This window comes from Staphylococcus schweitzeri, assembly GCF_002902405.1.
Lineage (GTDB): Bacteria > Bacillota > Bacilli > Staphylococcales > Staphylococcaceae > Staphylococcus > Staphylococcus schweitzeri.
The window spans coordinates 80,748-95,762 of record NZ_PPQS01000012.1 but is presented as its reverse complement, the minus strand read 5'-3'; the positions used below and the strand labels follow the sequence as shown (position 1 = coordinate 95,762).

At 32.2% G+C, this 15,015-nt stretch carries 15 protein-coding genes; 2 read left to right on the top strand and 13 right to left on the bottom strand.

The window, feature by feature from the left end:
• Positions 1–69 precede the first annotated feature (69 nt).
• A complete protein-coding gene (locus CD116_RS02860; RefSeq protein ID WP_047550882.1) occupies positions 70–1,422 on the top strand; it encodes an Nramp family divalent metal transporter in 1,353 nt (450 codons plus the stop codon).
• Between the two features lie 76 nt (positions 1,423–1,498).
• On the opposite strand, the gene CD116_RS02855 is transcribed toward CD116_RS02860, so the two are convergent.
• The 13 genes from CD116_RS02855 to CD116_RS02795 form a co-directional block, all read right to left on the bottom strand.
• Positions 1,499–1,933, bottom strand: coding sequence for a DUF4064 domain-containing protein (locus CD116_RS02855; protein WP_047550879.1), 435 nt, complete (start codon positions 1,931–1,933; stop codon positions 1,499–1,501).
• A 295-nt stretch (positions 1,934–2,228) separates the two neighbouring features.
• The gene (gene auxB / locus CD116_RS02850) at positions 2,229–3,242 is read right to left on the bottom strand and encodes a lipoteichoic acid stability factor AuxB (RefSeq protein WP_047550875.1); all 1,014 of its coding nucleotides are present in this window, start codon (positions 3,240–3,242) and stop codon (positions 2,229–2,231) included.
• 74 nt (positions 3,243–3,316) lie between these two features.
• Positions 3,317–4,390, bottom strand: a complete 1,074-nt coding sequence (locus tag CD116_RS02845) for an ABC transporter substrate-binding protein (protein ID WP_047424885.1) — start codon at positions 4,388–4,390, stop codon at positions 3,317–3,319.
• Positions 4,390–5,199 (bottom strand): ABC transporter permease, encoded by an 810-nt coding sequence (locus tag CD116_RS02840; RefSeq protein WP_047447548.1) that lies wholly within the window; start codon positions 5,197–5,199, stop codon positions 4,390–4,392. The genes CD116_RS02845 and CD116_RS02840 overlap by 1 nt, the downstream gene beginning before the upstream one ends.
• A 5-nt stretch (positions 5,200–5,204) precedes the next feature.
• A complete protein-coding gene (locus CD116_RS02835) occupies positions 5,205–6,002 on the bottom strand; it encodes an ABC transporter permease (protein ID WP_047424881.1) in 798 nt (265 codons plus the stop codon).
• Positions 5,995–7,089, bottom strand: a complete 1,095-nt coding sequence (locus CD116_RS02830; RefSeq protein ID WP_047424880.1) for an ABC transporter ATP-binding protein — start codon at positions 7,087–7,089, stop codon at positions 5,995–5,997. The genes CD116_RS02835 and CD116_RS02830 overlap by 8 nt, the downstream gene beginning before the upstream one ends.
• A gap of 12 nt (positions 7,090–7,101) precedes the next feature.
• Positions 7,102–7,641, bottom strand: coding sequence for a helix-turn-helix domain-containing protein (locus CD116_RS02825; RefSeq protein WP_047550872.1), 540 nt, complete (start codon positions 7,639–7,641; stop codon positions 7,102–7,104).
• A 144-nt stretch (positions 7,642–7,785) separates the two neighbouring features.
• Complete coding sequence (locus tag CD116_RS02820; protein ID WP_047424876.1) at positions 7,786–8,058, bottom strand: UPF0223 family protein; 273 nt, start codon at positions 8,056–8,058, stop codon at positions 7,786–7,788.
• A 174-nt stretch (positions 8,059–8,232) separates the two neighbouring features.
• Entirely contained in the window at positions 8,233–9,639 is a 1,407-nt protein-coding gene (gene lpdA / locus CD116_RS02815) for a dihydrolipoyl dehydrogenase (RefSeq protein WP_047550869.1), read from the bottom strand.
• Between the two features lie 3 nt (positions 9,640–9,642).
• Positions 9,643–10,935, bottom strand: a complete 1,293-nt coding sequence (locus tag CD116_RS02810; protein ID WP_047447557.1) for a dihydrolipoamide acetyltransferase family protein — start codon at positions 10,933–10,935, stop codon at positions 9,643–9,645.
• 88 nt (positions 10,936–11,023) lie between these two features.
• Positions 11,024–12,001, bottom strand: coding sequence for an alpha-ketoacid dehydrogenase subunit beta (locus tag CD116_RS02805; RefSeq protein ID WP_047550866.1), 978 nt, complete (start codon positions 11,999–12,001; stop codon positions 11,024–11,026).
• Positions 12,002–12,004: 3 nt separating this feature from the next.
• Entirely contained in the window at positions 12,005–13,117 is a 1,113-nt protein-coding gene (gene pdhA / locus CD116_RS02800; protein WP_047424869.1) for a pyruvate dehydrogenase (acetyl-transferring) E1 component subunit alpha, read from the bottom strand.
• Positions 13,118–13,285: 168 nt separating this feature from the next.
• Positions 13,286–13,912: a YkyA family protein gene (locus tag CD116_RS02795; protein WP_047550864.1), complete on the bottom strand. Its 627-nt coding sequence runs from the start codon at positions 13,910–13,912 to the stop codon at positions 13,286–13,288.
• Positions 13,913–14,279: 367 nt separating this feature from the next.
• Between CD116_RS02795 and def the strand changes: the two genes are divergently transcribed.
• A complete protein-coding gene (gene def / locus CD116_RS02790) occupies positions 14,280–14,831 on the top strand; it encodes a peptide deformylase (RefSeq protein ID WP_047424865.1) in 552 nt (183 codons plus the stop codon).
• Positions 14,832–15,015: the final 184 nt, after the last annotated feature.

Here is a 15,015-nt window from a genome sequence, read left to right as displayed (position 1 = left end):
TAATTTTAGGTTGACCTAAACATTTTATTAGGTTATTATATTGTCCATAAGAAGTAGAGGTGAGTCAAAATGAATAACAAACAACAATCAACAAAAGAACAATTAAGTTTAGATGAAATTAATAATACTATAAAATTCGATCATCGCAGTTCAAACAAACAAAAATTCTTATCATTTCTTGGACCTGGTCTATTAGTCGCAGTTGGTTACATGGATCCTGGAAACTGGATAACATCTATGCAAGGTGGCGCACAATATGGCTATACTTTGCTATTCGTAATTCTTATTTCAAGCTTATCAGCAATGTTACTTCAGAGTATGACGGTAAGATTAGGCATAGCAACAGGTATGGACTTAGCTCAAATGACAAGACATTATTTATCGAGACCTATTGCAATTATATTTTGGATTATTGCAGAACTCGCAATCATTGCCACTGACATTGCAGAAGTTATTGGGAGTGCAATTGCACTTAACCTACTATTTAATATACCTTTAATTGTTGGCGCATTAATAACAGTACTTGACGTGTTTTTACTATTATTTATTATGAAGTATGGTTTCAGAAAAATTGAAGCTATTGTTGGAACTTTGATTTTTACAGTGCTTTTCATTTTCATATTTGAAGTGTATATTTCTTCACCACAATTAAATGAAGTATTGAACGGATTTATACCACAAAAAGAAATTATTACTAATAATGGTATTCTCTATATTGCATTAGGTATTATAGGGGCAACAATTATGCCGCATAATTTATATTTACATTCTTCAATTGTCCAATCAAGAACATACTCAAGACATAACAATGAGGACAAGGCACAAGCGATTAAATTTGCTACAATTGATTCAAATATTCAATTATCAATTGCATTTGTAGTCAATTGTTTATTACTTATATTAGGTGCATCACTATTTTTCAATTCCAATGCAGATGATTTAGGTGGTTTCTATGATTTATATCACGCGTTGAAAACCGAACCAGTACTTGGTGCGACAATGGGTGCAATTATGAGTACGTTATTTGCCGTTGCATTACTAGCGTCGGGGCAAAATTCAACCATTACTGGTACACTAGCTGGCCAAATTGTTATGGAAGGATTTTTGAAATTACACATACCAAATTGGTTACGACGTTTAATTACACGCTCACTTGCTGTCATTCCTGTTATTGTATGTTTAATCATCTTTAATGGTAACGCAGCAAAAATAGAACAGTTACTAGTTTTCTCACAAGTATTCTTAAGTATTGCATTGCCATTTTGTTTAATACCTTTACAATTGGCTACTAGTAATAAAAAATTAATGGGTCCATTTTATAATAAAACTTGGGTGAATATTATTTCATGGACACTCATCATAATTCTTAGTATTTTAAATGTATATTTAATCATCGAAACATTCCAAGAATTACAAGTATAATAAAAAACCATTAAAATGTATGTCGTGCCTTTTTTAATCAACTACATTTTAATGGTTTTTCTATTTACGATATTAGTTAATGATAAATATATTCATCGTCTTTATGGCGTTTTTCCGTATAGTTTTTTTCAGTCTGTTCTTTTTTAGAAATTAACATAAATATTACAACAATCCATAAAATAATCGCTAATAAATTTAATGCTATGAAACTGATAATGACTGCAAAGACAAAAAGTGATATCGCTAATTTTCTACGCCCTTTTATACAAATTGTTGCAAATATACCATAAAGCGTTGAAATTAATAAAATAATAGCCAGAACGCCTATTGATGTAGTAATCATATCTAAAGACACATCACTCCCATTTTTAGACAACTGCTTTGCTAATTCTTCCCTCTGTGTCGCATTACCATTTTTTAATGAAACATATGATAGGCCTAAGATTAAAAGATAAATAATACTAATACTATTTGCAATCCAAGACATAATTAATTCAGGTTTTCTATTCATGTTATTATCCTTTCTATTTGTATTAGGTGAACTAAGGTATATTTATATTTTAAATATACGAAGTTTAATTTACTTGTATATTACCATATTTCCACTTTCTTTTTTAAATTTTTATCGATAATGCATTAATAATTTAATTTGACTTTTAAGGCATATTCATTTTCAATGCAAGATCTATTTATACTCGTCTTTTGTAGCTGTTATTACAAACTAAAATTAAGTAGCATTGATTTAAAAAAAGCCAAATTAGTATGAAGTAATTCTATATCTTCTACACTAATCTGGCTTAATTTATTTATTCATGTTTGTTATTGTCCTTAACTTCACTTGAATTGCGTTCTTCGGTAATATCATTGTTGTAAATTTGACGTCGCTCTTCAAAATTCATTCGACGTTGACTAACTGCACTAGGTTGGTTTTTTCTGTGTTCTTTCATTCGTTGATTATATGCTTTTCGTTTTTCTTTCTTTTTAGCTTTAATTGCAGCTTTTTCTCTTTTTTGTTGAGCCTTAAGATCTTTAGGATCAACTTCCGGTTCTGAATAATACCCATCATCTTCAATACCTAATTCTTCGGTACTTTTTTGTTTGTATTTAGCTTGTCGAGATAATACTGATGGTTCGCCCTCGCTTGTTTCCACGGTATTATATTCGCTTTCAACTGCACGTTTTGGAAATTGATCATATTTGTCTTTCTCTTGATCATATGCAGTATGTGCTTTCTCCGCTTCACTTTCATGTTTAGGTGCTTCAAAGTATTCATCCCTTGGTTGAGGTCTTTCATAAACTGGTTCCCGATAATCATAATATGGCTCATTATAACCTTCATAATATTGCGGACCAACCATTTCAACTTTATCTTTTCTAATAAACATCATCATTGCAATTATAAAGAATAAAATTGGTATGATTAATGTAACAATAAGTAAGATTAAAGGAATCGTTACAAAAGCTGATATTAAGAATAAAAAGCCTGATAAAATTCTAATATTCATTGAAATAAGTGCTAAAAATGAAATTAACAAACACACAATAAAGTATACGATAATCGCCCATATACCATTTTGTAACCAAATTACAAATTGTGTTGTATTATAGCCGTTACCAGCTAATAATTGCTGAATAAAAGCATTGTTGTTTAATGTATTTTCAAGATTAGCAATTGATGTATTATTACTAAATGAAACAAGTGCTATAAACATAGTAATAATGGTAAGCACTAATAACATTACCCAACTTAGCCAACCTAGAACTTTTTCAGTTAATCTACTTACTGGACGTTTAATTTGAGTAAATTGTTCTCCAGTCATTCGTTACAACTCCTTATAGTACTTATCCAGTTATTATAACTAAATATAAAGCAAATAACTACTATTTATGATTTTTATTTTAATGACATTTTGAAATTCAAAAAGTTTTCGTTGTACTCACTTAGAACTTCTTGTCCTAAATCTTTGTATACTTCAAGACGTTTTTGTTCTTGTTTTGTTGGATAAAATCGGTGATCATCTTTGATTTCTTTAGGTAATAAATCTCGTGCCGCTTTGTTTGGAGTCGCATAACCTACAAATTCCGTATTTTGCTTGTTATTTTTAGCATCCAATAAGAAATTCATAAATTTATAAGCACCTTCTTTATTTTGAGCTGTTCTAGGAATCACCATATTATCAAACCATAGATTAGAACCTTCTTTTGGAATAACGTAATTGTATTTATCTCCTTCTTGTACTAAAGGTGCTGCCACGCCGCTCCAAACTACTGCAATATTACCTTCATTTTGCTGAAGCATCATAGTAATTTCATCACCAACTACACCTCTTACTTGTGGTGATAATTTTGTTAGATCCCTTTCTGCTTCTTTAAGATGGTAAGGATTACGGTCATTAAGATTATACCCAAGTTTATTTAAACTCATGCCCATAATTTCTCTGGCACCATCAACTAATAATATTTGATTTTTAAATTTAGAATTATATAATGATTTCCAACTATCAAATGTTTCATTTGGATACTTTTCCGTATTGTAAAGTATTCCTACAGTTCCAAAAAAATAAGGTAATGAATACTTATTATCTTTATCGAATGACATGTTCATATAATCAGGATCTAAATTTTTAATATTAGGTACCTTTTTATGATTAATCGGTAACAATAGGTTATCTCTTTTAAGTTTTTGTACAGTATATTCACTAGGAAATGCAACATCATAATGTGTTCCACCATTACGAATTTTTGCTTCCATTGCTTCATTTGAATCAAATGTTTCATAAACAACTTGAATGCCAGTTTCTTTTTCAAACTTTTTAATTAAATCCGGATCAATATATTCGCCCCAATTGTAAACATAAATCTTTTGGTTCGTGTGCACTTGTTCTTTTGATTTAAACCAATGACTTACAGCAAGGCATATCATGCCAACAACTAAAGCACCTATAATGAGTTGTAAAAATCTTTTCATTATTTTACACCTCGTTTCATTAGCTTTTTCTTATTCATCACATATTGAATTAAATAATATCCAAGAATACCTAATACAATGACTGCAAATAATAATGTCGAAATTGCATTTATTTCCATACTAATTCCTTTTCGTGCCATCGCATAAACTTCAACAGACAGAACACTAAAACCATTACCAGTTACGAAGAAACTTACAGTAAAGTCATCTAATGAATATGTTAAAGCCATAAAGAATCCGCCTATAATTGAAGGTAAAATATTGGGAATGATGACATTACTTAACAATTGTGGTTCAGTTGCTCCTAAATCTCTTGCAGCGTTTAACATGTTGTTATTCATTTCATAAAGTTGTGGTAATACGATAATAACAACTATTGGAATACAAAATGCAATGTGCGATGTAAGTACTGTCCAAAAGCCTAATCCTAAACCCGTGAAATGACCGATAGTTGTAAACATAATTAAAAATGAAGCACCTATAACCACATCTGATGACACCATTAACACATTATTAAGTGTTAAAAGAGTAACTTTAAATTTCTTATTTCTTAAATAATAAATGGCAATCGCACCAAAAGTTCCAATAACTGTAGATATAGATGCAGCAATAAGTGCCACAGCAATCGTATTAAAAATGACAGACATTAAATGGTCATTTTGAAATAAAGATTGATAATGTTCTAATGTAAAATGCTCAAAGTGAATCATATTACCTGCCGAATTAAATGAATAGAACATTAAAAAGAATATAGGGATGTATAAAATTGCTAATAATATCCCTATATATAACTTTCCATACCATTTCATGTGATTCACCCTCTCCCATTAGATGATTTTGTAATGATTAAAATGAATGCCATAAATACAATAAGGAATATTGCAATGGTTGATCCCATGCCATAATTTTGAATTGTTAAAAATTGTTCTTCAATTGCTGTACCAATATTTATCACTTTGTTACCTGCAATTAAGCGTGTAATCATAAATAGAGATAATGATGGAATAAAAGTTACTTGAATACCAGTCATTACACCTTCTTTAGTCAATGGCATAATCACTTTTCTAAATGTATAAAAAGGACTAGCTCCTAAATCACTAGATGCTTGTAATAAATTATTTGGTATTGCCTTCATACTATTAAAAATAGGTAAAATCATAAATGGTATATAAATGTAACTTGCTACTACTAAAAACGCACCTGTTGTAAATAATAAATTAAACGACGGTAAATTAAATAAATGGAAAAATTGATTAATTAAACCATCATGACTTAATAATCCAATAAAAGCGTACGTCTTCAACAATAAATTTATCCATGTCGGAATAATCATTATCATTAACAAGATGTTTTGAAATTTTGAGCGAGTAATATAGTAAGCTGCTGGATAACTGATAACTAGCGTAATAATTGTAATCAAAGAAGCATATAATATTGAATATGCAAACATTTTCAAATATTTAGTAGTAAAAATTTGTTGATAATTGGTGAAGCTGAAGTTTCCATTAATATCTAAAAATGAGAAATACACGAGTAATACTACAGGTATAATAATAAATATGACCATCCATAATAAGTATGGAATTAAAAGTAATTTATTAGTATTACGCATTGTCAACTTCCTCATAACTTTCAATACGTTTATCAAATTCTTCTTCTGTTTCTCCAGGTACCATAATATGAATGGCTTCAGGATCAAAATAAAGACCAACTTCACTGCCTACTTCAGCTTTTTTAGTCGTTTGTATTACCCATTCATAACCTTTATTGTCTATGCAACATATTTCATAGTGAACCCCTCTAAATAACATAGAATCAACCGTTGCTTTAAACAAACCTTCTTCTGCTTTAATTAACGAAATATCTTCAGGTCGAATAACGACCTCTACTTTTTTGTTTCTAGGAATACCCATATCAACACATTCAAAATCTTGACCATAAATATTCACAACATAATCTCTAACCATGCGCCCTTCAACTATGTTGGACTCTCCAATGAAATCAGCTACAAATCGATTGACAGGCTCATCGTAAATATCTGTAGGTGTACCAAATTGTTGAATCTTCCCATCTTTCAACACAAATAGATAATCACTTAGTGCCAAAGCTTCTTCTTGATCATGTGTAACGAATATAAAGGTAATCCCTAGACGTGATTGTAATTCTCTTAATTCATATTGCATTTCAGTACGTAATTTTAAATCTAAGGCCGATAAGGATTCGTCTAATAATAAAATTTCTGGTTCATTTACAATAGCACGTGCAATCGCAACACGTTGCTTTTGTCCACCACTCATTTCATTAATGTTTCGTTTCTCATAACCTGATAGTTTAACTAACTTTAATGCTTCTTTTACTTTTTCATCGATTTGTACTTTGGATAACTTTTTTAATTTCAAACCGAAAGCAATATTATCATAAACATTTAAATGGGGAAACAATGCATAATCTTGGAAGACCGTATTCACTTTTCGTTTGTTTGGCGGTAAGTTTCCTATTGGTTTGTTTTGATAAATTACTTCACCACTATCCGGATACTCAAACCCTGCTATTAATTTTAAAATTGTTGTTTTTCCACAACCTGAAGGACCTAATAATGTATAAAAGTATCCCGATTCAATATCAATATCTATCTCGTCTAAGATATTAAGATCATCATAGCTTTTACTAACTGATTTAAATGATAATAATGGTTTCATATAAGATCCCCCCTATAAATATGAAGCTGTTGCTACAATAAGTATTCGTGTTTCAACGTTTGATTCATTAGATAAGCGATGATTGTCACGCGCTTTAAAATACAAAACGTCTTCTTCTTGTGCTTGATATATTTCTTTACCTAAATTAAGTGTAATTTGACCTGACATGCAATAAATAAATGTATCAGACTCTGATGGATTAAAAGTTTTATATGAAGCACCAGGCTTTAACGTGAGAATCAATGGCTCCATATCATATTCGTTTGATTTAGATACTAACCAATTTAATATGTAACCTTCATCATATTCATCATAAATAACTTGCTCTGCCTTCTTATATAACACTTTTTCATTTTCAGTTTCTTTAAAAAAATCACTGGGTGTTGTTCCTAATACCTCAATGATGTTTAAAAATGTTTCCATACTTGGCGATGCATGTTCACTTTCAATTTGTGATATATATCCTTTTGATAAGTCTGTACGTTCAGCAAGTTCTTCTTGCGTGAGATTTTTAATTCTTCTAAGATTTTTAATTTTATTACCTATGTTCATTATTTTTCCACCTAAAAAAGCTATATTAAGTTTACTATTATCAAACATTTTGTTTAACACTTGATAAAGGTACCAAAATATAGCTTTATTAGCAATAGATTTTATCGAAAAATCTCTTTAAAATTTATCCTTTCAAACAAATTATTATTTTGCTGTCACATATTGATCTTCAGTGTGAGCTTTAACATTTTGAACAGCTTTGTAACTATTGTATCCGCTACTTTTTTCAAATGTATTGAAAATTTGCTTCTCTTCCGCTTTGCCAGGAACTATTGATTTAAATACTTTATACGCTTGCATAAATTTGCCTGCATTAACTCCTGATTCATAATATTTTTCAACATGATTAAAAAATGTTATTACTGAAAGCATTTCCTCATTGCTCCAGTCTAAATCGATAGGATATTCATATTCCATTGAAAACCACCTCCACTCATTTATTAGCAACGCTAGTATAACATGTCATTTTGATATCGAAATAGTATTTTATAATACTTTGGTTTTAATATACTAAATAAATTAGTCATACATTAAAAAGAGCCGTAGCAAGCGCTACAGCTCTAAAAGAATGAATCTTTATAAAATCAGAAATTACATTGTATGGATTGGGTATCCGATAGCTTTTTCAGCTGCTTCCATAGTCATCTCACCTAATGTTGGATGCGCATGGATAGTTAATGCGATATCTTCAGCATTCATACCAGCTTCAATTGCTAAACCTAACTCAGAGATAATATCTGATGCACCAGTACCTACTACTTGAGCGCCAATTAAAGTATCATCTTCTTTAAGTGTAATAAGTTTAACAAATCCGTTAGTATCATCTAATGATAAAGCACGACCATTTGCTGCGTATGGGAATTTAGAAGCTTTAATTGCTAAACCTTCTTCTTTAGCTTGTGCTTCTGAATAACCAACTGTAGCTAATTCTGGTTCAGTAAAGCATACTGCTGGCATACCAATATAATCCACTTCAGCAGCTTGACCATCAATTGCTTCAGCAGCAACTTTAGCTTCATAGCTAGCTTTGTGAGCAAGTGGTAAACCTGGAACGATATCACCAATTGCATAGATATTGCTGATAGAAGTACGGCTTTGTTTGTCAACTTCTAATAATCCACGATCTGCAAATTTAATGCCTAATTCTTCAAGACCTAATTCATCAGTATTTGGACGACGACCTACAGTTACTAATACATAATCAGCTTCGATTGCTTTTTCTTCACCTTTAGCTTCATAAGTAACTTTAACACCGTTATCTGTTTCTTCAGCTGATTTAGCCATAGCCTCAGTAACGATTTCAACACCTTTTTCTTTCATACCTTTTTTAACAGGTTGTGTCATTTGTTTTTCGAAGCCACCTAAAATATCTTTAGCACCTTCAAGGATAGTTACTTCTGAACCAAAGTTAGCAAATGCTGTACCTAACTCAGAACCAATGTATCCTCCACCAACTACAACTAATTTTCCTGGTACTTCTTGTAAGTTTAAAGCACCTGTTGAGTCGATAACACGTTTACCAAATTTGAAATTAGGAATTTCAATTGGTCTTGAACCTGTTGCAATAATTGCATTTTTAAAGTTGTATGTTTGCGCACTTTTTTCGTCCATAACACGTAAGCTATTGTTATCTACGAAATATGCTTCACCTTTAACGATGTTTACTTTGTTACCTTTAAGTAAGCCTTCAACACCACCAGTTAATTTGTTTACAACTGATGACTTGAATTCTTGAACTTTTTGGAAGTTTAATGAAACGCTCTCAGCAATAACACCTAAGTTTTCAGAATGTTGTGCTTCAACAAAACGGTGAGAAGCATGTAGTAATGCTTTAGAAGGAATACAACCAACGTTTAAGCATACACCACCTAAATTACCTTTCTCAACGATTGTTACTTTTTGTCCTAATTGAGCTGCACGAATTGCTGCAACGTATCCACCAGGACCTGCTCCGATTACAATAGTATCTGTTTCAATTGGGAAATCTCCAACTACCATGTTTTACCCCTCCATTAATAATAATTCTGGATTATTTAATAAACGTTTAATATGATTCATTGCATTTTGTCCAGTTGCACCATCGATTTGTCTGTGGTCAAAGCTTAATGATAATGCTAATACTGGTGCAGCAACAATTTCACCATCTTTAACGATTGGTTTTTGAGCAATACGGCCAATTCCTAAGATTGCTACTTCTGGGTGATTGATAACTGGAGTGAACCATTGTCCACCAGCTGAACCGATATTACTGATTGTACATGTAGCACCTTTCATTTCATCGGCTGTTAATTTACCATCACGTGCTTTAACAGCTAATTCATTAATTTCATCTGAAATTTGGAAAATAGACTTACGATCAGCATGTTTAACAACAGGTACTAATAATCCTCTATCAGTGTCTGCTGCAATACCAATATTCCAGTAATGTTTATGAACGATTTCACCAGCTTCTTCATTGAATGAAGTGTTAAGTGCTGGGTATTTTTTCAATGCAGAAACAAGTGCTTTAACAACATAAGGTAAGAATGTTAATTTAGTACCTTGTTCAGCTGCAATTTCTTTAAATTTCTTACGGTGATCCCATAATGCTTGAACATCAATTTCATCCATTAATGTTACGTGAGGCGCAGTATGTTTAGAGTTAACCATTGCTTTTGCAATTGCTCTACGCATTGCTGGGATTTTTTCAGTTGTTTCTGGGAAGTCACCTTCTAATGATACTGCTGCTGGTGCTGCTGGTGTTTCAGCAACTTCTTCAGTTGAAGCTGAAGCAGCTGATTCATTAGTAGCTGCTGGTGCACCACCATTTAAGTATGCATCAACATCTTCTTTAGTAATACGACCATTTTTACCTGAACCTGGAACTGCTTTAATATTAACACCTTTTTCACGAGCGTATTTACGCACTGATGGCATTGCTTTTACAGTTCTGTTTTCATCTACTTCTTCACTTTGAGTTGCTGCTGGTGCTTGTTCAGCTGGCGCTTCCTCTTTAGCTGGTTCTTCTTTAGCTGATGAATCATCATCATGACCTTTAAATTGCATATCTTCTGCATCTGGTGCATCGATTCTAACAATTACATCACCTACTACAGCTACTGTACCTTCTTCAACAACTACTTCTTCTACAGTACCAGAAACTGGTGAAGGAATTTCTACTACTGATTTGTCGTTTTGTACTTCTGCTAAAACATCGTCTTCTTCAATAGTATCTCCAGCTTTAACAAACCATTTTACAATTTCACCTTCGTGGATACCTTCCCCGATATCGGGTAATCTAAATTCAAATGCCACGTTTTTGCCCTCCTAGATTTCGCAAATTAATCATTTTATTTTAATCAATAAGACTAAAATACGCTAACTTCGTTAATTTTTATATTAATTAAAATTCTAAAGTTTCTTTTGCTTTTTCGATGATGTCGTTTTTGTTTGGTAACCAAACATTTTCAGCTTGTGTGAATGGATAAATAGTATCTGCCGCTGCAACTCTTCCGATTGGAGCTTCTAATGAAAGGATTGCACGTTCACTAATTTCAGCCACTACTGCTGCACCAACACCTGCTTGACGTTGTGCTTCTTGAACAACAAGTGCACGACCAGTTTTTTCAACTGAAGCTACTATTGTATCTACATCAAGTGGTTGAACAGTACGTAAGTCAATAACTTCAACAGAGTAACCATCTTTTTCAAGTTCTTCTGCAGCTTTCATTGATTCTTGAACCATTGCACCATAAGTGATGATTGAAATGTCGTTACCTTCTTTTTTAACATTCGCTTTACCAATGTCAATTGTATATTCTTCTTCAGGTACTTCTTCACGGAATGAACGATATAATTTCATATGTTCTAAATATACGACTGGGTCATTACTTCTAATAGAAGAAATTAATAAACCTTTAGCGTCATATGGGCCTGAAGGAATTACAACTTTAAGACCAGGAGATTGAGCTAAAATACCTTCTAAGTTATCTGCGTGTAATTCAGGTGTGTGAACGCCACCGCCGAATGGGCTACGAATTGTAACAGGTGCAGTTTTAGTACCACCTGAACGGAAACGTGTACGAGCAATTTGTCCAGCAATTGCATCAAATACTTCAAATACGAAACCTAAGAATTGTACTTCCATAACTGGACGGAATCCTTCAACTGCAAGACCCATTGCTAAACCACCGATTCCAGATTCAGCTAATGGTGTATCGAATACTCTATCTTCACCAAATTCTTTTTGTAGTCCTTCAGTAACACGGAAAACACCGCCGTTAACACCAACGTCTTCACCAAAAATTAATACATCTTGGTTATTTTTAAGTTCAGTTTTAAGCGCGTCATTAATCGCTTGAACCATTGTCATTTGTGCCATGGCTTACTTCGACTCCTTCTCTTTGTAAATTTCATATTGTTCTGCTAAGTTTTGAGGCATATCTTCATACATAATTTCCATTAGAGAAGTAACAGTTTGTTTTTCAGTGTTATCAGCCTCTTTGATTGCTGCTTTAATATCAGATTTCGCACGTTCAATAACTTCATTTTCTTTTTCTTCATTCCATAAACCTTTGTTTTCAAGGAATTTACGGAAACGTACTAATGGATCTTTTTTCTCCCATTCAGCATCTTCATCTGAAGTTCTGTAACGAGTTGGATCGTCACCAGCCATTGTATGTGGACCATAACGGTAAGTCATAGTTTCAATTAATGTTGGACCCTCGCCTGCAACAGCGCGATCACGTGCCTCTTTAGTTGCTTGATATACAGCTAATGCATCCATACCATCAACTTGGATACCAGGAATACCTACAGCGATTGCTTTTTGAGCTAATGTCTCAGCAGCAGTTTGCTTGCTTCTTGGAGTTGAAATTGCATAGTTATTATTTTGAATAACGAAAATTGCAGGTGCTTTATAAGCTGCTGCAAAGTTAATACCTTCGTAGAAATCACCTTGTGATGAACCACCGTCACCAGTGTATGTGATTGCTACTGCTTTTTTACCACGTTTTTTAAGTGCGAAAGCAACACCAGCAGCTTGGATATATTGCGCACCAATAATGATTTGTGGGCTTAATGCATTAACACCTTCAGGGAATTGATTTCCTTTGAAGTGACCTCTTGAGAATAAGAAAGCTTCTGTTAATGGTAAACCATGCCAAATAATTTGAGGAACATCTCTGTATCCAGGTAAGATGTAATCTTCTTTTTCTAAAGCGTATTGAGACGCTAATTGTGATGCTTCTTGACCAGCAGTTGGTGCATAGAAACCTAAACGTCCTTGTCTGTTTAATGAGATAGAACGTTGGTCAAGGATTCGAGTCCATACCATTCTTTCCATTAATTCTACTAATTGTTCATCCGTAAGATCAGGTACTAAGTCTTCATTTACGACGTTACCATTCTCATCCAAAATTTGAACCATTTCAAATTTCGATTGAGTATCATTTAAAACTTTTACTGCATCGAATTGGGCTTGTAACTTAGGAGCCATTCAATTCACCATACCTTTCCCATAATTGTATAGAAATTCATTTTATCCTAATTAATTGTACCATAAATAAATGGCACTGTTAAACCATTTGAAAAAGTTCTGTTTTAATAAAAAAGATACAGATAATAGAAACTGTATTAGTTGTTTCTTGTTACCTGTATCATTATTTTATACGAACTGATTTACATCTTGTTTTTCTCTTGCAATCTTTTTATTTACTTTTGAATATTTATCTGTTATTTCTTTTAATTTTTTATAGTTTTGTCCGATTGTTTTTTCTTTTTCTTTTACACCTTGTTGTGTAGCGTCATTTTGACTTAAATATTCAAATAAAGCTTTTTCTGAATTGACAGCTGTTTTATATGCTTCTGCATATTTAACGTGCAACTTATATTTTTCTTTTAACGCATCATTAAGTTGCTCTACCTCTTTACGTTTAACATCATTTCCAATGGTATCGATATGACTCCCTGCTTTTTTATAGTCTTGTTCAGATTTTTTGATTGCATCCTCTTCTTTTTTAAATTCCTTGAGTCGTTCATCTGCATTTTTAATTAAATCTTTGACGGCTTTTTCTCGGACTGATGCATCTTGACTATTTGCATTAGAAGTTAGTTTATTCTTTTTCTCGTCTAATTCAGCAATCTTTTTACCAACTGAATTGATTGGTTCTTCGTCTTTCTTAATTTTATCCATTTGCTCTATATACGCCTTGATTTCTTTTTTATCTGTAGTACATCCGGCAAGTAAGACACTTGATGCTAATACTACTGCGACTGTTTTTCCAAATTTCATTACTTGTACCTCCACTTGCTATATAAATAAATGATAAATAAAATCTTATCGGAAATCAATTTTTAAACAACTTATATCCTAATGCTCCTCTTAAGTATATTTGTTGACAGTTGCGTAATTTATAATATAATTTTTAAAGTTAAGAAGATAATTGAAATTCTATATTAAAATTGCAATACAAAGCTCACTTGGACAATTTTAAATGCAATTCTTAACACATAAAAATTTAAATTACTATCCGAAATAAATTATGATGGTATTAGGTTCGTTTTTATAATATTAATTGAAATGTATGAGTATCTTAACAACCTTCTTACTGTCATTCAACTAAAACAAATTAAAACAACAATTAAGGAAGGTGTATTATATGTTAACAATGAAAGATATTATTAGAGATGGGCACCCTACATTACGTCAAAAAGCTGCCGAATTAGAATTGCCTTTATCTAATGAAGATAAAGAAACTTTAATCGCAATGAGAGAATTTTTAGTGAACAGCCAAGATGAAGAAATTGCTAAACGCTATGGACTACGTTCAGGTGTTGGTTTAGCAGCTCCACAAATAAACATATCTAAACGCATGATTGCAGTACTTATACCGGATGATGGAAATGGCAAGGCCTATGACTATATGCTTGTAAACCCGAAAATTGTTAGCCATAGTGTACAAGAAGCGTATTTACCTACTGGTGAAGGTTGCCTAAGTGTTGATGAAAACATTGCTGGTCTTGTTCATCGTCATAATCGTATTACGATTAAAGCGAAAGACATCGAAGGCAATGATATTCAATTAAGATTAAAAGGTTACCCCGCCATCGTATTCCAACATGAAATAGATCATTTAAATGGTGTAATGTTTTATGATCATATTGACAAAGATCATCCGTTACAACCACATGCAGATGCTGTAGGCGTCTAAATAATATTATGATTTTGGAGGTTCAAGACAAAGAATAGTCTTGAACCTTTTTTATAACAAAGTACTATGTTTTAATTTTACTCATGTGCATATACGATTTTTCTTCATTAAATTTGCTGATTTCCTCATCAAAATTAACAGTTTAAATTATAAACATTAAATCTTTCTTATTAGCATTTCCTAA